This is a genomic window from Pseudomonas sp. LS_2 (assembly GCF_042709235.1).
Taxonomy (GTDB): domain Bacteria; phylum Pseudomonadota; class Gammaproteobacteria; order Pseudomonadales; family Pseudomonadaceae; genus Aquipseudomonas.
The window spans coordinates 18200-37215 of sequence record NZ_JAVAYC010000038.1; the positions used below are offsets into that span (position 1 = coordinate 18200).

At 66.6% G+C, this 19016-nt stretch carries 16 protein-coding genes and 1 pseudogene; 6 read left to right on the forward strand and 11 right to left on the reverse strand.

Annotated elements, in window-relative coordinates; translation table 11 throughout:
- Nucleotides 1–52 precede the first annotated feature (52 nt).
- Nucleotides 53–1810 carry an OPT family oligopeptide transporter gene (locus RAC97_RS22845; RefSeq protein WP_375101949.1) on the reverse strand — a complete coding sequence of 586 codons (1758 nt, stop codon included), beginning with the start codon at nt 1808–1810 and terminating at the stop codon, nt 53–55.
- Between the two features lie 46 nt (nt 1811–1856).
- Nucleotides 1857–2933, reverse strand: coding sequence for an alpha/beta fold hydrolase (locus tag RAC97_RS22850; RefSeq protein ID WP_375101950.1), 1077 nt, complete (start codon nt 2931–2933; stop codon nt 1857–1859).
- A gap of 201 nt (nt 2934–3134) precedes the next feature.
- Between RAC97_RS22850 and RAC97_RS22855 the strand changes: the two are divergent.
- A pseudogene (locus RAC97_RS22855) lies at nt 3135–3422 on the forward strand (diguanylate cyclase domain-containing protein); the annotation flags it as partial.
- 69 nt (nt 3423–3491) lie between these two features.
- Nucleotides 3492–4268 (forward strand): trans-aconitate 2-methyltransferase, encoded by a 777-nt coding sequence (tam, locus tag RAC97_RS22860; RefSeq protein WP_375101951.1) that lies wholly within the window; start codon nt 3492–3494, stop codon nt 4266–4268.
- Here the strand turns inward: tam and RAC97_RS22865 are convergent.
- Nucleotides 4245–4619 (reverse strand): DUF2784 domain-containing protein, encoded by a 375-nt coding sequence (locus RAC97_RS22865; protein ID WP_375101964.1) that lies wholly within the window; start codon nt 4617–4619, stop codon nt 4245–4247. The genes tam and RAC97_RS22865 overlap by 24 nt on opposite strands.
- A 190-nt stretch (nt 4620–4809) precedes the next feature.
- On the opposite strand from RAC97_RS22865, the gene RAC97_RS22870 reads away from it, so the two are divergent.
- From RAC97_RS22870 to RAC97_RS22880, 3 genes are all read left to right on the forward strand, one after another.
- Nucleotides 4810–5529, forward strand: a complete 720-nt coding sequence (locus tag RAC97_RS22870; RefSeq protein ID WP_375101952.1) for a YebC/PmpR family DNA-binding transcriptional regulator — start codon at nt 4810–4812, stop codon at nt 5527–5529.
- Between the two features lie 126 nt (nt 5530–5655).
- A complete protein-coding gene (locus RAC97_RS22875) occupies nt 5656–6600 on the forward strand; it encodes a LysR family transcriptional regulator (RefSeq protein WP_375101953.1) in 945 nt (314 codons plus the stop codon).
- Nucleotides 6601–6748: 148 nt separating this feature from the next.
- Nucleotides 6749–8161: a DOPA decarboxylase gene (locus RAC97_RS22880; RefSeq protein ID WP_375101954.1), complete on the forward strand. Its 1413-nt coding sequence runs from the start codon at nt 6749–6751 to the stop codon at nt 8159–8161.
- Between the two features lie 20 nt (nt 8162–8181).
- On the opposite strand, the gene RAC97_RS22885 is transcribed toward RAC97_RS22880, so the two are convergent.
- The 8 genes from RAC97_RS22885 to glcD all read right to left on the reverse strand — a co-directional run bounded on the left by RAC97_RS22885 (nt 8182) and on the right by glcD (nt 17816).
- Nucleotides 8182–9204: an XdhC family protein gene (locus RAC97_RS22885; RefSeq protein WP_375101955.1), complete on the reverse strand. Its 1023-nt coding sequence runs from the start codon at nt 9202–9204 to the stop codon at nt 8182–8184.
- A 119-nt stretch (nt 9205–9323) separates the two neighbouring features.
- The gene (locus tag RAC97_RS22890; RefSeq protein WP_375101956.1) at nt 9324–10667 is read right to left on the reverse strand and encodes a c-type cytochrome; all 1344 of its coding nucleotides are present in this window, start codon (nt 10665–10667) and stop codon (nt 9324–9326) included.
- A gap of 15 nt (nt 10668–10682) precedes the next feature.
- Nucleotides 10683–12938: a molybdopterin cofactor-binding domain-containing protein gene (locus RAC97_RS22895; protein WP_375101957.1), complete on the reverse strand. Its 2256-nt coding sequence runs from the start codon at nt 12936–12938 to the stop codon at nt 10683–10685.
- On the reverse strand, nt 12938–13393 hold the full coding sequence (locus tag RAC97_RS22900; protein WP_375101958.1) for a (2Fe-2S)-binding protein: 456 nt from the start codon (nt 13391–13393) through the stop codon (nt 12938–12940). Before RAC97_RS22900 ends, RAC97_RS22895 begins: the two co-directional genes overlap by 1 nt.
- 236 nt (nt 13394–13629) lie before the next feature.
- Nucleotides 13630–14028, reverse strand: a complete 399-nt coding sequence (locus RAC97_RS22905) for a heme-binding protein (RefSeq protein ID WP_375101959.1) — start codon at nt 14026–14028, stop codon at nt 13630–13632.
- Between the two features lie 9 nt (nt 14029–14037).
- On the reverse strand, nt 14038–15255 hold the full coding sequence (gene glcF, locus RAC97_RS22910) for a glycolate oxidase subunit GlcF (protein ID WP_375101960.1): 1218 nt from the start codon (nt 15253–15255) through the stop codon (nt 14038–14040).
- A gap of 9 nt (nt 15256–15264) precedes the next feature.
- On the reverse strand, nt 15265–16317 hold the full coding sequence (gene glcE, locus RAC97_RS22915) for a glycolate oxidase subunit GlcE (protein WP_375101961.1): 1053 nt from the start codon (nt 16315–16317) through the stop codon (nt 15265–15267).
- Nucleotides 16317–17816: a glycolate oxidase subunit GlcD gene (glcD, locus tag RAC97_RS22920; protein WP_375101965.1), complete on the reverse strand. Its 1500-nt coding sequence runs from the start codon at nt 17814–17816 to the stop codon at nt 16317–16319. Before glcD ends, glcE begins: the two co-directional genes overlap by 1 nt.
- A gap of 230 nt (nt 17817–18046) precedes the next feature.
- Here glcD and glcC point away from each other — a divergent pair, with 230 nt between their 5' ends.
- On the forward strand, nt 18047–18826 hold the full coding sequence (gene glcC / locus RAC97_RS22925) for a transcriptional regulator GlcC (RefSeq protein WP_375101962.1): 780 nt from the start codon (nt 18047–18049) through the stop codon (nt 18824–18826).
- The last annotated feature ends 190 nt before the right edge of the window (nt 18827–19016 follow it).

The following is a 19016-nucleotide window of genomic DNA, read 5'->3' on the forward strand; positions in this document are numbered from 1 at the left end:
ACACCCACCCATGGTCGCTCACGGCTTTCCAGCGCACCTTCATCGGGCGTGTTTACAGCGTGCGGAGCATTTCCCAGAAAGATGCACCGACACCCGTGATGCTTTCCCCTGCGATCAACCCCGCCGCAGCGGTGATCGCGAAGCGCTCCGTGACGTTCGGGCAGCGGCAACTCACCAGCCAGGTCAAAACGGCGCCCAGGCCCATCATCATGGCAATCGACGCTGGCAATATGAACGCCAAACCCAGTGCAGCAGTGCTAGGAAGCCAGCGGGCCGCGCGTTGCGGCAGGAGGCTGTCCAGCGCGCCCAGCAACACGCCAGCCACGCTGCCGGCCACAATCGCCCAACGAACCTCCGGCGACAGCACCCCCAACCCCTGCGTCAGCGTCTGGGCCACTGCCTTCCAGGTCGCGACCGCCGGTGCGGGCCACTGCTCGGTCAGCAGCATTGCCTTTGGGTCGGGAATCAGCAGCAGGTACACCAGCACGCCCACGATGCTGCCGAGAAAAATCCCAATGCATTGGGCAGCCAGCTGCTTGTGCGGGGTCGCGCCGATCGCCTGGCCTACCTTGAAATCGTTCATCAGGTCGGTGGCTTGCCCGGCCGCGCCACCCGCCGTGTTGGCGCTCATCAGGTTGATGGCCACCTGGCCGGGGGCGATCAGGCCGAAGCTCAGTTGCGACAGCTTGCCGATGGCGCCGATCGGCGCGATACCGGTGGCGCCGACCACGCGCGCGGCGACCACGGCAAGGCAAACCGCCAATGGCATGCTCAGCATCGCCATCCACCAAACGATGCCGAACAGCAGCACCTGCAAGGCCACTACCAGCCCGGCGGACAGCAGCAGGCCCAACGCTGGCCAAGGCGAAAACCGCGTACGGCCAAGCCCCTGCCGATTGGCCCGTCGCTCGGTCCGCGACTGCCGTGACGTTTGCCACAGCCTGATCGCCAGCGATGTCAGGGTCGCGCAGACCATCAGGCTCACGCCCGGCCACAACAGCCACTCCACCAGCACGGCGAACTGTGGGCCGCTGGCGTCCGCGGCGAACGTCACCAGATCCTGCTCGACCAGCCACGGCGCCAGCCCGCCCCATGCCAGCGCGGCGCCCAGCAGCAGGGTGACGCCCACGCGAATGCCGATGATGCCGCCAAAGCCGATGAGCATCAGCGAAGGGTCGAACGTAAAGGTAAGGCGCTCCAGCACAGGTGTGGGGGCCCAGCGCGGTATGGCCCAGATAAACCCGTCGACCCATTTCACCAGCCCTGACAACAGCGCGGCGCCGCACAGCACCTTGATCCGCGCCATCGCTTCATGCCCTTGGTTGTAGATCTGGCGCAGCGTTTCCAGGGTCGCCATGCCTTCCGGGAACTTCAGGTCGTGGTCGCTGAGCAAGGCAGGGCGCAGGTACCAGGCAATCCAGATACCCAGGAAGCTCACGCAGAATACCCACGCCATCATCGGCACCGGGTCCAACTGCTGGCCGGTGAGTAGCGTGTAGGCCGGGATCGGCGCGACCAGCCCGCCGGAAACGATGGAGGCGGCGGCCGAGGCCACGGTCTGGTTGATGTTGCTTTCGTGCAGCGACCACCCGGCTTGGCCTTTTCTTCGTCCGGCCAGCCCCTGCCAGAGGGCGAAGCCGACCAGCAACGCGATGATCGACATGTTGAATGACCAGCCGATCTTCAGCCCGGCATACACATTCGACGGTGTGAGCAGTATGCCCAGCATCGCACCGGTAAGCACCGCCCGCAGGCTCAGTTCGCGTTCGACGCGAACCGGGGGCAGGGCGGCGGAGGGGGCTTTTCCCATTGCAGTCCTTCCTGGGTGTCGCAAGCGTGCGCTGGGCAACTGAGCCTCACGCCTTCCTGTTGCCATCGAGGAACGCGATCAGTTCGGCGTTGACGCGGTTGGCCGCTTCATGCTGTACCCAGTGGCCAACGTTTTCCAGGCGCACCTGCCCGACCAGGCCAGGCTGGGCGCGTCGCAGTTCTTCGAGGCTGGGAGCGTTGGGATGGAAGAACTGGCACAGGCCGTCTTCCGCGCCCCAGATGTACAGCGAAGGCTGGCGGATTGGCGCGTTCTTGAAGGCCGGCGTCAGGTCGAAGGTGGTCGGCAGCGCCCGATAGTAGTTGAGCCCGCCGCGAAAGCCGGTTTTCTCGAACGTGCGGATCGTATGGCGCACATAGTCCGGGTCCGCCCAGTCCGGCACGCTGACGGGGGAAGGGCGCAGCATGTTGCGCTGCGGATCGACCGGGTCCCATCCCGTGCCCGCTGGCGCGCTGGCGGACAGCCAATAGAGCACGCTGGGGATGGTCTGCGCGGCACGGGCAAAGCGTGCCTCGGCGTCAGGCTTCATCATGTCGAAGGCGTAGTAGCGATCCTCCAGTCCCTGCTGGCGAAGCGTCTCCCAGTAGTTGATCTCGCCGCGGGGCGCGTAAGGAATGCTCAGGCTGACCAGCGCGTGAAAGCGGTCCGGTCGCATCAACATCGCCCGCTGCGCATGGTCCGCGCCCCAGTCATGACCGACGAGCACCGCAGAATCGATGCCCAGGGCATCCAGCACGCCGACCAGGTCGCCGACGATATGCAGCGAGGTGTAGAGCGTCGGGTCGTCCGGGGCGTAGCTTTCCCCGTAGCCGCGCATGTCCAGCGCCACTGCCCGGTAGCCGGCCTCGGCCACCGCTTGCATCTGCTGGCGCCAGGTCTGCGCGGTGTCCGGAAAACCATGGCAGAACAGCACCGCCGGTCCCTGACCCTGCTCGATCACATGAAACGACTGGCCATTGACCTTGACCTGTAGTTGCCGCACGGCAAGCTTCTGGGCCGCCAGGGCCGGGCCCCAACCCAGGCCCAGCCCCAGGCCCAGCACAGTCGAGGCCCCCAGCAACTGGCGCCGTGTCGGTGAAAAAGAGTGAGCGGTTGCTTGATCCATCAAACCAGTCTCCTGCTCAAAGCTGTCTGGTGGCGACCGCATCAATAGGCGCCCATTTCGCATGACACCCCTCACGTAACGGTCGGGAAGGCTTTGTATCGGACTGAAAAGGGACGACAGTCGTTCAATGAATGAACAGGGTCAGTCCGGGGAGGAACGCGAGGCGGCTTTGGACTTCAGGCGAAGCGGTATGCGGCATGACTGCAGGCCTGCGTGGCCGAGACCGACACTGTGGCGCGCATTGGCGGCGATGAGTTCACCGTGCTGCTGACCGAGGTGGCATCGCGCAGCGCAGTGTGCGAGCAGGTGCAGCGGATCACCAGCGCCATGGCCGAGCCCTTGGGTGCGGAATTCGCAGGCTTACCCATGCCCTCGTGCAGCATCGGCGTGGCCTGCTACCCAGAGGACGGCGAAGATGCCGATGCGCTGCTCAGCCATGCCGATAGCGACATGTACCGGATCAAACGCCTGCCGACGGGTACCGGCTGACCCTTCCTGACCTGCCAGGCGCCGACAAAGGGCTTATGCTAGGGGCTCAACCGCCGAAGGAGCCCACCCATGGCCTGGTCCGCCACCCAGTATTCCCTGTTCGAAAACGAACGCACCCGCGCCGTGCGCGACCTGCTCGCCGCCGTGCCGCCGCGCCCGATACGCCAGGCCACCGACCTTGGCTGTGGTCCGGGCAATTCCACCGAAGTACTGTTGCAGCAGAGTGGCGATGCCCAGGTCACCGCCCTCGACAGCGACCCGGACATGATCGAGAAGGCCCGCGAGCGCCCGCGTCTGAAGGTGCCGCGGGTACGCTGCGAGATCGCCGATATCGCCCACTGGAGCGCAGCGGTGCCCCAGGACCTGATCCTTGCCAATGCCTCGTTGCAGTGGGTGCCGGACCACGGCAACCTCTACCCGCACCTGGTGCGCCAGCTGTCCGACGGCGGCAGCCTGGCGGTGCAGACCCCGGACAACCTCGACGAGCCTGCCCACCGGCGCATGCGCGAGATCGCCAGCCAAGGCCCGTGGGCTGCCAAGTTCACCGACTTCACGCTGCCGCCGCGGCATAACGGCGCCTTCTACTATGACCTGCTCAGCCCGCTGTGCAGCCGGGTAGACGTGTGGCGCACCACCTACCACCACCCGCTCGAGGGTGGCGCGCAAGCGGTGGTGGAGTGGTTCAAGGGCTCGGGACTGCGGCCATACCTGGCGCGGCTGGAGGAGCGGGAGCGCGAAGATTTCCTGCAGTTGTACCTGCAAGCGATGGAGCAGGACTACCCTGCGGCCAGCGACGGCAAGGTGCTGCTGCCGTTCCCCCGGTTATTCGTGGTGGCGACGCGCTAGCCGCCAGGCCACGTAGCCGTATACCCCGAGGTTCAGGCCCAGCACGATGGCGCCCAGCAGCACCTGGATCTGCGGCGTGAGCCCGGCGGGGTAGATCAGCGGCCAGAGATAGTGCTCGATGAAGCCGCCCTGGTAGCCAGCCTGCCCGGCGGCCAGGCGCAGGCGGTTTTCCCATTCGGTCAATGGGCATTCCAGGTGCAGGCACTCAACCGCCAGGCCCCAGGCCAGGGCCGGCAGGTGGATGAACACGGCGTGGCGCCAGCGCAGCACCAGCAGGCCACCGAACAGCACCAGAAGGATGAAGGCCAGGTGCAGCAGCAGAAGGGTATCGGCACTCAGGCGGTAGAGCATGGCGAGGTCTTCGTGGCGCAGGGGGTAGCGCTGATTGTAGTAGCGGCGGCGCGCACCCTGCGGGAGCGGTTTCACCCGGGAAGGCTTCTACACGATTTCTTGTCGATCACCCGCCCGAGGGCGTATAAACTGCAACCCACTTTTTGGCCGGTCGCTTCCTGAACCGGCCGCTGGAACAAAGAGAGTCGACATGGGCGCACAGTGGAAAGCCAAGCATAAAGAAGCCGCAGCCAACGCCAAAGGCAAGATCATGGGCAAGCTGGCCAAGGAAATTCAGATCGCCGCCAAGTCCGGCGCCGACCCGGATATGAACCCGCGCCTGCGCCTGGCGGTGGAGCAGGCCAAGAAGGCTTCGATGACTCGCGACACCCTGGAGCGCGCGATCCGCAAGGGCGCAGGCCTCGATGGCGATGCCGTGCAGTACCAGGCCGTCAGCTACGAAGGCTTCGCCCCGCACCAGGTGCCGCTGATCGTCGAGTGCCTGACCGACAACGTCAACCGCACCGTCGCCGAAATCCGCAACATCTTCAACAAACGTAAAGGGCAACTGGGCACCAGTGGTTCGGTGGCCTGGGACTTCAATCACGTCGGCCTGATCGAGGCCACGCCGGCCAACGCCGATGCCGACCCGGAGCTGGCCGCCATCGAAGCCGGCGCCCAGGATTTCGAGCCGGGTGAAGAAGAGGGCGCGACCCTGTTCATCACCGACACCACCGACCTGGACACCGTGCAGAAAGCCTTGCCGGAGCAGGGCTTCACCGTGACCTCGGCGAAGATTGGCTACACCCCGAAGAACCCTGTCAGCGCCGCCAGCCTGAGCGCCGAGGCGTTGGCCGAGGTGGAAGCGTTCCTCGAAGCCATCGACGAGAACGATGACGTGCAGAACGTCTATGTCGGCCTGACTGCCTGATCGTTTCTCGCGGGGCCGCGTTGCGGCCCTTTCGCGGGCAGGCTCGCTGCTACAGGCCGACGCTGAACCTGCAGGAGCGGGCTTGCCCGCGAAAGGGCAGGGTAAATCACCACAGCAGGTCACCTCATGACCCCCACCTTCGCCTCCCTCAGCCTCGCCCACCTGCGCACCCTCGACACCCTCCTGCAGCTGAAGAACCTCAGCCACGCCGCCGAACGCCTGGGTTGCAGCCAATCGGCCCTGAGCCGCCAGCTGGCTCACCTGCGCGACGCCTTCGATGACCCGCTGCTGGTGCGCCAGGGGCGCGGCTATGTGCTTAGCGAGCATGCCGAAACCTTGGTTGAGCCTTTGCGCCAGGTGCTCGACGAGCTCAGCGCCTTGCGCCAGCCCGGCACCTTCGACCCGGCCCGCTGCGAGCGACGTTTCTGCCTGGCCGCCTCCGACTACGTCGCCGAGCACATCCTGCCCGACCTGGTGACGGCGCTGGAGCGCGAAGCCCCTGGCGTGTCTCTAGAATACCGCACCTGGCAGGCTGGCCAGTACGCTTTGCTGGCCAGCGGCGAGATCGACCTGGCGACCACGCTGTTCGATGAGTCGCCGCCCAACCTGCACGGTCGCCTGCTCGGCGAGGACCGCGCGGTGTGCCTGATGCACCGCGAGCACCCGTTGACCGCGAGCGCGGCGCTGTGCCAGGACGACTACCTGGCCTACAAGCATGTGCGGGTGTCCGGGGGCGGCGACAAGGACAGCTTCATCGACCGCCACCTGCGCGCCCAGGGCCTGCAGCGGCGCATGGCGCTGCAAGTGCCGTTCTTCAGCGCCATGGTCCAGGTGGTCGGCAACGGCCAGGCCTTGTCCACGCTGCCCGAGCACATTGCCCGGCAACTGGAGCGCACGCACCCAGTGGCCTGGCGCCCGCTGGGCTTTATCGAGCATACCCAGCGCTACTGGGTAGTGTGGCACCAGCGTTTGCAGGCCTCGGCCGAGCATCGCTGGCTGCGTAACCGGGTGTATGAGTTGTGGCGCCAGTCGCAGTTCGGTGTGCATGGCGGGCATGCGGCTTCGCGATAGCAGCTATGCGCGAAGCGGGGTTCATTGGTGCTGGGGTGGTGTCTAGACTGGGCTGATCGTGGTGTGTCAGTCCTGATCCTCTCGCAAGCTTGCCCGCGAGGGGGCCGGAACTGGTTGCATCAGAACCCAAGCCAGCCCAGGACATCCCATGACCCCCGAACAATTCCGCCAGTACGGGCACCAGCTGATCGACCTGATCGCCGACTACCGCCAGACCGTCGCCGAGCGCCCGGTGATGGCCCAGGTCGAACCCGGCTATCTCAAGGCCGCCCTGCCCGCGTCCGCCCCCGAGCAAGGCGAAGCCTTCGACGCCATTCTCGGCGACGTCTCGAAATTACTGATGCCCGGCCTGTCCCACTGGCAGCACCCGGACTTCTATGGCTACTTCCCCTCCAACGGCACCCTGTCCTCGGTGCTGGGCGATTTTCTGAGCACCGGCCTTGGCGTGCTCGGCCTGTCGTGGCAGTCCAGCCCAGCGCTGAGCGAGCTGGAGGAAACCACCCTCGACTGGCTGCGCCAGCTGCTCGGGCTGTCGGACCAGTGGAGCGGGGTGATCCAGGACACGGCGTCCACCAGCACCTTGGTCGCACTGATCTGCGCCCGCGAGCGTGCCACTGGCTATGCCCTGGTCCGTGGCGGCCTGCAAGCCCAGGAAAAACCCTTGGTGGTTTACGTCAGCGCCCATGCCCATAGCTCGGTGGACAAGGCCGCGCTGCTGGCCGGCTTCGGTCGCGACAACATCCGCCAGATCCCCACCGATGAGCGCTACGCCATGCTTCCCGAGGCGTTGCAGGCCGCCATCGAGCAGGACCTGGCCGCCGGCAACCAGCCCTGCGCCGTGGTCGCCACCACCGGCACTACCGCCACCACGGCACTCGACCCGCTGCGCCCGATCGGCGAGATCGCCCAGGCTGCCGGGTTGTGGCTGCACGTCGACTCGGCCATGGCAGGTTCCGCGATGATCCTTCCGGAATGCCGCTGGATGTGGGATGGCATCGAGCTGGCTGATTCAGTGGTGGTCAACGCTCACAAATGGCTGGGCGTGGCCTTCGACTGCTCGATCTACTACGTGCGCGACCCGCAGCATCTGATCCGGGTGATGAGCACCAACCCCAGCTACCTGCAATCGTCGGTCGATGGCGAGGTGAAGAACCTGCGCGACTGGGGCATTCCCCTGGGCCGGCGTTTCCGCGCCCTGAAGCTGTGGTTCATGCTGCGCAGCGAAGGTGTGGAGGCGTTGCAGCAGCGCCTGCGCCGCGACCTGGACAACGCCCGCTGGCTGGCCGAGCAGGTCGACGCCACGCCTGGCTGGGCGCTTGTGGCGCCCGTGCAGTTGCAGACACTGTGCCTGCAGCACCGCCCAGAGGGGCTGGAAGGCGAGGCCCTGGACAGGCACACCAAGGCCTGGGCAGAGCGCCTGAATACCTCAGGCGATGCCTACGTGACCCCGGCGACCTTGGATGGTCGCTGGATGGTGCGGGTGTCGATCGGCGCGCTGCCGACCGAGCGTAGCGATGTAGAGCGGCTGTGGGCGCGTTTGCAGGCGGTGGTGAAAGCCTAGCGGCACGGGCGGGCCAGGCCTCAACCTTCCAGCATCGCCTGGTCCCGCTCACCCTTGGCCTTCGACACATTCACCGCCCCGGGTAAGGTCACATCGTTCTTGGCTGCAAGAATCTCCGCCATCACGCTCACGGCGATCTCCGCCGGGGTCTTGCTGCCGATGTAGATCCCGATCGGCCCGTGCAAGCGCGCAAGCGTCGCTTCGGTTTCGCCGAAATGCTCGATCAGCCGCGCCCGGCGCTGCTGGCTGTTGCGCCGCGAGCCGATGGCGCCGATGTAGAACGCTGGGCTGTGCAGGGCTTCGAGCAGGGCCAGGTCGTCGAGCTTGGGGTCGTGGCTGACGGCGACGATGCAAGTGCGCAGGTCGGGGCTAAAGGCGCGTACCACGTCGTCAGGCATACCGACCAGTCGCTCGACACCAGGCACGTTCCAGCCATCGATGTACTCTGGGCGCGGGTCGCAGACTGCCACGCGAAAACCGTTGAACAGCGCCATGGTCGACAGGTACTCGGCCAGGGCACCGGCACCGATCAGCAGCATGCGGTAGCCGGGGCCGAGGGTGTTGAGCATGTGCCTGTCGTCGAGGACGAACTGCTCCGGGGTGTCGGTGGCGGCGAGGCTGGCCTGGCCGCTGCTGAGTTCGAGCTGGCGGCGTACCAGTTGGCCCTGATCCAGCTGCGTGAGCAGTTGGCTGAGCAACTGCCAGTCCGGGTCGAATTCCAGCACCAGTTCCAAGGTGCCGCCGCAGGGCAGGCCGAAGCGGTGCGCTTCGTCGGCGGTGACGCCATAACGGACCTGCTGCGGCCGGCTTCGCGGCAGGCCAGGGCCGCCGTAGGCGGTGGTGTAGCGGTGGATCAGGTCGTCCTCGATGCAGCCGCCGGACACGCTGCCGACCACTCGGCCATCGTTGCGCAGGGCCATCATCGAGCCGATCGGACGCGGGGACGAGCCCCAGGTGCGGGCCACGGTGGCGAGCAGCACGCGATGGCCTTCTTGAAGCCAGTCACGGGCGGTGCGAAGGACCAACAGGTCGATACTTTCCATGAGAGGGGGCCTTGAGGTTATGGGGCTGTACGGGCCTCTTTGCGGACAAGCCCGCTCCTACAGGGTTCAATAGGGCCCTTGTAGGAGCGGGCTTGTGCGCAAAGCGGCCCGTACAGCCACTATCGCATATGCAGAATGATCGGGCTGCTGCTGGCCGGATCGGTGTGTTCGCGCAACTTGGCCACGGCCTTGGCATCCACTGCGCCGCCGTGGTTGCCCCAGGCAGCACGGGCGAAGCTCAGCACCTCGGCAATCTGCTGGTCCGACAACTGCTCGCGCAATGCCGGCATGCGGTAGGCATCCGGCACCCCGGCGGCGACGATGCGTTGCGAGCCGTTCAAGGTGATGTTGATCGCCGAGGCGTCTTCCTTGGCCAGCATCGACGTGGCACCTGCCAGCGGCGGTATCCATTCGGCCTGGCCCTTGCCATCCAGGCCGTGGCACGAGGCGCACTGGGTGACGTAGGTGTGGGCACCGGGCACGTCCAGTTTTTCTGCAGCCGACACGGCCTGGTACTGCCACGGCGTGCCGTCGCGCGCCGGGTCGCCGGGCAGCGACTTCAGGTAGCGGGCGATGGCGCCGAGGTCGTCGTCGCTCATGAACTGCGTGGAGTTGTTGAACGCCTCGGTCATCGAGCCATACACCACCGCGTGCTTGTTGCGCCCGATCTTGAGGAACTGCACGATGTCCGCTTCGCTCCAGCGCGCAAGGCCGGTGTTCGGGTCCTGGCGCAGGCTTGGCGCATACCAGCCATCGAGCAGGGCGCCAGAGAGGAAGGCCTTGCCGTCTTCGTCCAGGGCCTTCTCGTTGAACGCCAGGCCCCGTGGAGTGTGACAGCTGCCGCAGTGGCCGGGGCCCTGGACGATGTAGGCGCCACGGTTCCACAGTGCATCCTCGCCGGGCTTGGCGGCGTAGGGCGTGTCCGCTGCGAACAGGCCATTCCACAATGCGATCGGCCAGCGCATGTTCAGCGGCCAGGGGATGTCGCTGGCGATGTTGGGCTGGTTGGCCGGTTGCACGCCGTTCATGAAGAAGGCGTACAGCGCGCGCACATCGTCGTCGCTCAGCTTGGCGTAGGACGGGTAGGGCATGGCTGGGTACAGGCGCCGCCCGCCGGGGGCCACGCCATGGCGCACGGCGCGGTCGAAGTCGGCCAGGCTGTAGGTACCGATGCCGGTCTCACGGTCCGGGGTGATATTGGTGGCGTGGATCGCCCCCAGGGGCGTGGCCATCTCCAGCCCGCCGGCGAACGGCGCCTTGCCGGGCAGGCTGTGGCAGGCCACGCAGTCGCTCAGACGCGCAACGTATTCGCCACGGGCCACCAGCGCCGCATCGGCGCTTGGGGCTTCCTGCGGCAGGGGTGAGGCAGGCTCGCGGGTGACGTACCAGGCCAGCAGGCCCGCCGCGACCAGGCACGGCAGGGCCAGCCAGCCCAAGGTGTTTACCACTCGGCTGTTATTCATCAAGCGTATCCCCGGTCAGCTGAAGGTATGGCGGCTCATGGGCAGGCTACGCACACGCTGGCCGGTCAGCCGCGCGACAGCGTTGGCCACGGCAGGGGCGACGGCAGGCAACGGCGGCTCGCCGATTCCGCCCATCTTCGCGCCGCTTTCCACCACCTTCACATGCACCCGAGCCATGCGCGCTGGCGGCAGGATCGGGTAGAGGTCGTAGTTGCGTGCCTTGGGCTGGCCGTTCACGTACACCGTTTCCTCCACCAGGGTCTGCGACAGCCCCAGCGCCACTGCGCCGTTGACCTGTGCCTCGACGATCGCCGGGTTGACGATGCTGCCCGGGTCGATGGCCTGCCAGATGTCGTGCACCTTGACCTGGCCGTTGTCGATCGACACCTCGGCGACCACGGCGGTTTCCGTGCCGAACGGCGAGGCCATGGCCACGCCACGGGCGCGCTTGCTGCCGTCTTCGGCAGTGAACGGGCCGCGCTTCCAGCCGCCAGACAACTCGCCCACCGCTTGCAGCAAGGTGGTCAGGCGCGGGTTGTCGCGCAGCAGGTGCAGGCGCAGCTCGAACGGGTCGTGGCCGCCCTTGTCGGCCAGCTCGTCGAGGAAGGCTTCATAGAAGAAGTCGTTCAGCGAGTTGCCCACCGAACGCCAGTAGCCGAGCATCACCGGGCCTTTGACGTAGATCTGCGCGATACGCTTGTTGGGGATGGCGTAGGTCTTTCCCGCCAGCCCTTCCATGGCGGTGGGGTCGATCTTCTCCCCTTGCTTGCCGGCCAGGGCCTCGGTGGGGCCTTCGGTGGCACTGACCGCCTCGATCGCTACCGGCAGGCCTTTATCGTCGAGCCCGGCGCGAAACTTCACCAGCGCCACTGGACGCAGCGCGTCACGCAGGAACTCTTCCTCGCGGGTCCAGATCAGCTTGACCGGCCGGCCCACCGCCTTGGCCAGGATGATGGCCTGGGGGTAGGGGTTGGCTGAGTCGTACAGGAAGTGTCGGCCAAAGAAGCCGCCGAGCAGCGGCGAGTGCAGGGTGATCTGCTCAGGTTTCAGGCCGGTGCGCTTGGCAATATCAGCCACGTACATCTCGGGTGCCTGGTTGGGGATCCACACTTCCAGCGAGCCGTCGGGGTTGAAGCGCGCCAAGGCTGATGGAGGCTCCAGCTGGGCGTGGTTGAGGTACTGGTTGTGGTAGGTGGCCTCGACCTGGGTCTTGGCGCTGGCCAGCGCTTGGGCCACGTCGCCATGGTTCTCGTCGTCGCGGGCAGGGCCGGTCTGTGCGGCCAGGTGGTCGCGCCAGGCGTCGCTGGAGAAGTCGGCAGGCATGACCCGCAGCGCCGAGTCGCTGGCCGCTTCCTGCCAGTCGACCTGTATCGCCTCGACCGCGCGCTTGGCGTGCCACCAGCGTTCGGCCACCACGGCCACCGCGCCGGGCAGCTGGTGCACCGAGTGCACGCCTTTCATCGCCTTGACCTGTGCTTCATTGCGCAGCGCGCCTACGGTCATGCCCAGGCGCGGGGCGTGTTGCACGGCGGCGTGGAGCATGTCGTCGACCTTGAGGTCGATGCTGAAGATCGCCTTGCCGGTGGACTTGTCATAAGCGTCGAGGCGCTTGACCGGCTTGCCGATCCAGCGGAACTGGCTGGGGTCACGCAGCTGCACGCTGGCAGGGTCCGGTACCGGCAGGTCGAGGGCGCGTTCGGCCAGCTCGCCGTAGGGCAGCGAGCGGCCAGAGGCGGCGTGCACTACCTTGCCAGGCTCGGTGGTGAGTTCGCCTACCGGTACTTTCAACGCCTCGGCACCGGCCTCGAGCAGCATGGCGCGGGCCAGCGCGCCGAGGCGACGCATGGTCGGGTAGCTCATGCGCACCGACATGCTGCCGCCGGTGATGCGCATGCCGTTTTCCATCACGTAATAGGCATCGCCTGGTGGTGCGCATTCCACCAGGAAGGTGGACGGGTCGGCGTCGAGTTCCTCACCGACGATCTGCGCCATGGCGGTGAACGTACCCTGGCCACCTTCGATGAACGGGCACAGCAGGCGCACGCGGTTGTCGGGCTGGATCGCCAGGAATGCCGGCACCTGGGTGCCACGCTCGACGTTGGCGGCAGTGGCAGCCGCCGCCTGCACCCGCGTTGCGCCGATCGGCAGGCCAAAGCCCAGCACCAATGCGCCGATGGCGGTGCCGGTGAGGAAGCGGCGGCGCGACAGGTTGACGGTTTCGCCCTCAGGCAGTTTCATCACGGCCTCGAAGGCCTCGCTACGCAGCTTCATCAGGCGTTCTCCTGCTTGGCAAGCTCGTGCACGGCGGCATGGATGGCGTTGTAGGTGCCGCAACGGCACAGGTTGACCATCGCTGCGCTGATTTGCTCATCGCTCGGCTTGGGCGTGTGCTTGAGCAGCGCCGTGGCGGCCATCACCTGGCCCGACTGGCAGTACCCGCACTGGGCCACCTGGTGCTCGACCCAGGCCTCGACCACGCGCTTGCCTACAGGGTCGGCCTCGACCGCCTCGATGGTAGTGACCTCGCGGCCCACCACCCCGGCCACCGGGGTGACGCAGGCGCGCACCACGTTGCCGTCCACCAGCACCGAACAGGCGCCGCATTGCGCCAGGCCACAGCCGTACTTGGTGCCGGTCAGGCCCAGGTCATCGCGGATTACCCACAACAGTGGCGTATCGGCGTCGGCGTCGACTTGATAGGTCTTTTGGTTGATGCGTAGTTCCATTGGCTCACCCGCTGATCATCGGTCGGTGTCTATGGTTATGGGCCGTGCACCGGGGCGCCTGGCGCCTTGGCCCTTTTTTATAGAGACTCTAGACCTTGGCAGGGGCGGTTGCCCATGCGGGGAGTAGGTGAATCAGAGAATCAGGCAAGCATTCCGGTGGATTGTGCTAGGGGTGACAGTACCGGCCGCTTCGCGCCGAACCGCCGCCAAGCGGCCGGTACTGCCAGAGGCGTGCTTCAGAGTGCCGCGATACCTGCCATCGCCACTTGGGCATCCTGTTCGGCCTTGACGCCGGAGACCCCCACCGCCGCCACCACATGTCCATCGACACGCACCGGCACGCCGCCTTCCAGCGAGGTCAGCAGCGGGGCGCTGACGAAGGCAGTGCGCCCGCCATTGACCATGTCTTCATAGCCCTTGGTTTCGCGCCGCCCCAAGGCCGCGCTGCGGGCTTTCTCAGCGGCGATGTAGGCGCTGATCGGCGCCGCGCCGTCGAGACGCTCCAACGCCAGTAGATGGCCGCCGTCGTCGACCACGGCGATGGTCACGGCCCATTGGTTTGCCTGCGCTTCGGCGCGGGCGGCGGCCAGGATACGGGTGGCGTCTGCGTGTTCGAGCACGGCTTTGCTTTGCATGGGTCTCTCCTAGGCGAGGGCTTGTTCGACCACTTCGATCCAGTGCCGTACGGGCGTGCGCCCGGCGCTGTCGAGGTGGCTCTGGCAGCCGATATTGGCGGTGACGATAACTTCGGGTTTGCCGCTTTCAAGGGCGTTGAGCTTGTTGTCGCGCAACTGGCGCGACAGCGTCGGCTGGGTCAGCGAGTAGGTGCCGGCCGAGCCGCAGCACAGGTGGCTGTCGGGCACGGCGGTCAGGCTGAAGCCTAGACGTTCGAGCACGGCTTCCACGGCGCCGCCGAGCTTTTGCGCATGTTGCAGGGTGCAGGGGCAATGGAAGGCCAGGCGGCGATCGCCATGAATACCCAGTTGCTCCAAGGGTTCGGCGCGCAGCACCTCGACCAGGTCGCGGGCCAGGGCGCTGACACGCGCGGCCTTCGCGGCGTAGGCCGAGTCGCCTGCGAGCAGGTGGCCATAGTCGCGCACGAAGGCGCCGCAGCCGCTGGCGGTTTGCACGATGGCTTCGGCACCGGCCTCTATGGCTGGCCACCAGGCGTCGATATTGCGCCGGGCGCGCTCAAGGCCGGTGTCCTGGGCGTCCAGGTGGTAGTCCACGGCGCCGCAGCAGCCGGCCTCGCGGGCTGGGGTCACGGAAATGCCCAGGCGGTCCAGCACCCGGGCGGCGGCGGTATTGGTGTTGGGCGACAGCGATGGCTGCACGCAGCCTTCGAGCATCAGCACGCGGCGTGCATGCACAGGGGTTGGGCGCCGCTTGGCCGGCTGTTCATGGCGCGGCAGCTTGGCGTGCAAGGCTTGGGGCAGCAGCGGGCGCAATGCCTTGGCGCCTCGAGTCAGGGCCTTGAACAGTGCAGGGCGCGGCACCACCGCGCGCAGGCCTTCGCGCAACAGGCGCTGGCCCAAGCCACGAGGAACCTGCCGCTCGACCACGGCGCGACCGATGTCCAGCAGATTGTGGTACTGCACCCCGGACGGGCAGGTGGTTTCGCAGTTGCGACAGCTCAGGCAGCGGTCCAGGTGCTGTTGGGTCTTTGCGGTGACGGGTTGGCCCTCGAGTACTTGCTTGATCAGATAGATGCGCCCACGCGGGCCGTCCAGTTCATCGCCCAGCAGTTGGTAGGTAGGGCAGGTGGCAGTGCAGAAACCACAGTGCACGCACGACCGCAGGATGCGCTCGGCCTCGGCGGCACGTGGCAGGCGCTTGGCCTGTTCGCTCAGGTTGGTTTGCATGGCGGGTTCTCACACATCGGCGTACAGGCGGCCAGGGTTGAAGATGCCCAGCGGGTCGAGTTGCTGCTTGAGGCTGCGGTGGTGGCGCAGCAGAGGACCGCTGAGCGGGTGGAACGCCTCGGGGGCCGGCTCGTACAAGGTGGCATGGCCGCCCAGCCGTGCCACGTTCAGGCGCACATGCTCAGGTGTGGCGTGGGACTTCAGCCAGCGCTGCGCACCGCCCCAGTCCAGCAACTGGCGTCCTGGCAGTTCCAGCGGCGGGCAGTTGTGCGGCAGCGACAGGCGCCACAGTGGCTCGGGTGCGTCGAAGAACGCCAGGCGCTGCTCGCGCAGGGCCTGCCAGTAAGCCTCGTCCAGCGGCTCGCCGCCCAGGCGCTGCAACGCTGATTCCACCGAACCTTCGCCACCTTCCAGGCGCAGGTGCAGGGCCTGGCCGTCATGGCAGGCGGCGCTGATCGGCATCGGCTGCTGGCCCCATTCGGCGAGCTCGCCCAAGGCCTGCTGCACACCCATTTCCAGGCACAGGCTGTGGCTGCGGCGCGGCTTGGGCAGCACTTTCAGCGACACCTCGGTGAGCACGCCGAGGCAGCCGAAGCTGCCGGCCATCAGCCGCGACAGGTCGTACCCCGCGACGTTCTTCATCACCTCGCCACCAAAACGCAGCAGCTTGCCGTGTCCGGTAATGACGCGTGTGCCGAGCACATGGTCGCGCACCGATCCGGCCCAGGGGCGACGCGGGCCGGACAGCCCTGCCGCGACCATGCCGCCCAAAGTGGCTTCGCTGCCCAGGTGTGGCGGCTCGAAGGGCAGCATCTGCCCGGCGGCTTCCAGCGCCACTTCGATATCGTGCAGCGGCGTACCTGCGCGAGCGGTCAGCACCAGTTCGGTGGGGTCGTAGCTGACGATGCCGCGATGGCTGCGGGTGTCGAGCACCTCGCCGGTCACCGGGCGGCCGAGCATGGCCTTGCTGTTGCTGCCCTGGATACGCAGCGGGGTGCGCTGGTGGAGCGCCTGGTGGACGTGTTCCAGCAACGCGGCGCTGGCGTCGTGATCGTGGCGCATCAGAAACGCTCCAGGTCAGGGAAGGGCAGCTTGCCGTGGTGCACGTGCATGGCGCCGAACTCGGCGCAGCGGTGCAGGGTGGGGATGTTCTTGCCAGGGTTGAGCAGGCCTTGCGGGTCGAAGGCGTGCTTGACGGCATGGAACAAGGTCAGCTCGTCGCTGTTGAACTGGGCGCACATCTGGTTGATCTTCTCGCGGCCCACGCCGTGCTCGCCGGTGATGCTGCCGCCGACTGCCACACACAGCTCGAGGATCTTGCCCCCCAGCGCTTCGGCACGCTCCAGCTCGCCGGGCTGGTTGGCGTCGAAGAGAATCAATGGGTGCATGTTGCCGTCGCCGGCGTGGAACACGTTGGCCACCCGCAGGCCGTGTTCGCGGGACAGCTCATTGATGCCGTTGAGCACCCTGGGCAGCGCCCGGCGCGGGATGGTGCCGTCCATGCAGTAGTAGTCCGGGGAAATGCGCCCCACCGCAGGGAAGGCGTTCTTGCGCCCGGCCCAGAAGCGCGCCCGTTCGGCCTCGTCGCAGGCCAGGCGCACTTCGGTAGCGCCTGCGGCGTTCAGGACTGCCTCGACCCGCTCGCAGTCGTCGTGCACGTCGGCTTCCACACCGTCGAGTTCGCACAACAGGATGGCTGCCGCGTCCACGGGGTAGCCTGCGTGGATGAAGTCTTCGGCGGCGCGGATCGACAGGTTGTCCATCATTTCCAGCCCGCCGGGAATGATGCCGGCGGCGATGATGTCGGCCACTGCGCCGCCGGCCTTTTCCACGCTGTCGAAGCTGGCCAGCAGCACCCGCGCCACCTGGGGCTTGGGCAGCAGTTTCACCGTCACCTCGGTGACGATGCCGAGCATGCCTTCGGAGCCGGTGAACAGCGCCAGCAGGTCGAAACCGGGGGCGTCGAGGGCGTCGCTGCCCAGGGTCATGTACTCGCCTTCTACGGTGAGGATCTCCACCTTGAGCAGGTTATGCACGGTCAGCCCGTATTTCAGGCAGTGCACGCCACCGGCGTTCTCCGCGACATTGCCGCCGATGGAGCAGGCGATCTGCGACGAGGGGTCGGGAGCGTAGTACAGCCCAAAGGGCGCGGCGGCCTGGGAAATGGCCAGGTTGCGCACCCCTGGCTGGACTCGGGCGAAGCGGCCCTGGGGGTTGACCTCGAGAATGCGGTTGAAGCGCGCCATCACCAGCAGGATGCCCTTTTCCAGTGGCAGCGCGCCGCCGGACAGGCCGGTGCCGGCGCCCCGGGCCACCACTGGCACCTGGTGTGCGTGGCAAAGCTTGAGCAGGGCCTGCACCTGCTCCAGGCGTTCGGGCAGCACCACCAGTAGCGGCACCACGCGGTATGCCGAGAGCCCGTCGCACTCATAGGGACGCAGGTCTTCCTCGCTGTGCAGCACTTGCAGGTCGGGCAGGGCGTCGTTCAGGGCCTGGAGGAGGGCGGCCTTGTCGACCTTGGGCAACGCGCCATCGACGCGTTCGTCGTAGAGGATGTTCATAGGGCTCACGCGGTTTCTTGTTGTTCTGGGCGCCTGCGTGCATGGGGCCGCAGGATGCTTGCAGACTGCGCGCAGGTGACAGTGGGCGTCGATGGGGTGATGTACTGGTCCTACCACTTTCTGCGCAGGGTTTGCGTTGAGCCGTGGAAGAACTGCGGCTCGCGGGTATAGAGTGGCAAGCAGGTGGCGGATGCTTGGCCACTGGTCCTACCAGTTCATGGAGCGTGGCAATGGCGGTGTCCGGTTCAGGCAAGCAAGGCAGGCCGCAGGTCGCCGACCAGGTGGCTGAGCGTATCGAGAAGCTGATCGTCGACGGGGTGCTGAAGGTCGGCCAGGCGCTGCCCTCGGAGCGGCGCCTGGTGGAGAAGCTGGGGTGTTCGCGTTCGGCGCTGCGCGAGGGTTTGCGTGTATTGCGCGGGCGCGGGATCGTCGATACCGAGCAGGGGCGGGGTTCGTTCGTGGCCGACCTCAGCGGTGCCGATCACGTGACGCCGCTGATGCACCTGTTCAGCTCGCAGCCACGCACGCTGTACGATCTGTTGGAGGTACGCGCGTTGCTTGAAGGCGAGTCGGCCAGGCTTGCGGCATTGCGTGCCACCGAGGTGGACCGGGTGCTGATCAAGCGGCGCTACGAGGAAATGCTCGAGGCCCATGAAGCCCCCCAGGCTCACGACCCGCGTGAGCATGCTCGGCGCGACCATGCGTTTCACCGGGCCATCAGCGAGGCTTCGCACAACCCGGTGCTGGTGCATACCTTGCAGTCGCTGAGCGAGCTGAACCTGAGCACGGTGTTCGCCTCGGTCAACAACCTGTACGGGCGCCCGGCGCAGATGCGCCAGATCGACCGTCAGCACAGGCGTTTGTATCATGCGGTGATGGAGCAATTGCCTGAACAGGCGCAGCGGGCGGCGCGCGAGCACATCAACAGTATTCGCGACAACTTGCGGGAGATCGAGCAGGAGGAGCAGCGGTTGGTGCGGGCGACGATGCGGTTGGAGGGGTGGGGTTGATGGCACCGGGCGCCCTTGATATTTCCAAGGTTCGGCGCCCTACGGTAAGGCCTCTATAGCTCAAACCCTGGATGGATACCTGGCTGCCTATTGCTCTTGCTCTTGCTCTTGCTCTTGCTCTTGCTCTTGCTTCAGCGAGCGCGTAGCGCCTCGCCCCCGCTTTTGATCTTGATCTTCGTGCGCGCAAGTT

Bases quoted from the DNA above. Each gene is read 5' to 3' on its own strand.
- RAC97_RS22845 (WP_375101949.1), bottom strand. From the start codon at position 1,810: ATGGGAAAAGCCCCCTCCGCCGCCCTGCCCCCGGTTCGCGTCGAACGC.
- RAC97_RS22850 (WP_375101950.1), bottom strand. From the start codon at position 2,933: ATGGATCAAGCAACCGCTCACTCTTTTTCACCGACACGGCGCCAGTTG.
- tam (WP_375101951.1), top strand. From the start codon at position 3,492: ATGGCCTGGTCCGCCACCCAGTATTCCCTGTTCGAAAACGAACGCACC.
- RAC97_RS22865 (WP_375101964.1), bottom strand. From the start codon at position 4,619: ATGCTCTACCGCCTGAGTGCCGATACCCTTCTGCTGCTGCACCTGGCC.
- RAC97_RS22870 (WP_375101952.1), top strand. From the start codon at position 4,810: ATGGGCGCACAGTGGAAAGCCAAGCATAAAGAAGCCGCAGCCAACGCC.
- RAC97_RS22875 (WP_375101953.1), top strand. From the start codon at position 5,656: ATGACCCCCACCTTCGCCTCCCTCAGCCTCGCCCACCTGCGCACCCTC.
- RAC97_RS22880 (WP_375101954.1), top strand. From the start codon at position 6,749: ATGACCCCCGAACAATTCCGCCAGTACGGGCACCAGCTGATCGACCTG.
- RAC97_RS22885 (WP_375101955.1), bottom strand. From the start codon at position 9,204: ATGGAAAGTATCGACCTGTTGGTCCTTCGCACCGCCCGTGACTGGCTT.
- RAC97_RS22890 (WP_375101956.1), bottom strand. From the start codon at position 10,667: ATGAATAACAGCCGAGTGGTAAACACCTTGGGCTGGCTGGCCCTGCCG.
- RAC97_RS22895 (WP_375101957.1), bottom strand. From the start codon at position 12,938: ATGAAGCTGCGTAGCGAGGCCTTCGAGGCCGTGATGAAACTGCCTGAG.
- RAC97_RS22900 (WP_375101958.1), bottom strand. From the start codon at position 13,393: ATGGAACTACGCATCAACCAAAAGACCTATCAAGTCGACGCCGACGCC.
- RAC97_RS22905 (WP_375101959.1), bottom strand. From the start codon at position 14,028: ATGCAAAGCAAAGCCGTGCTCGAACACGCAGACGCCACCCGTATCCTG.
- glcF (WP_375101960.1), bottom strand. From the start codon at position 15,255: ATGCAAACCAACCTGAGCGAACAGGCCAAGCGCCTGCCACGTGCCGCC.
- glcE (WP_375101961.1), bottom strand. From the start codon at position 16,317: ATGCGCCACGATCACGACGCCAGCGCCGCGTTGCTGGAACACGTCCAC.
- glcD (WP_375101965.1), bottom strand. From the start codon at position 17,816: ATGAACATCCTCTACGACGAACGCGTCGATGGCGCGTTGCCCAAGGTC.
- glcC (WP_375101962.1), top strand. From the start codon at position 18,047: ATGGCGGTGTCCGGTTCAGGCAAGCAAGGCAGGCCGCAGGTCGCCGAC.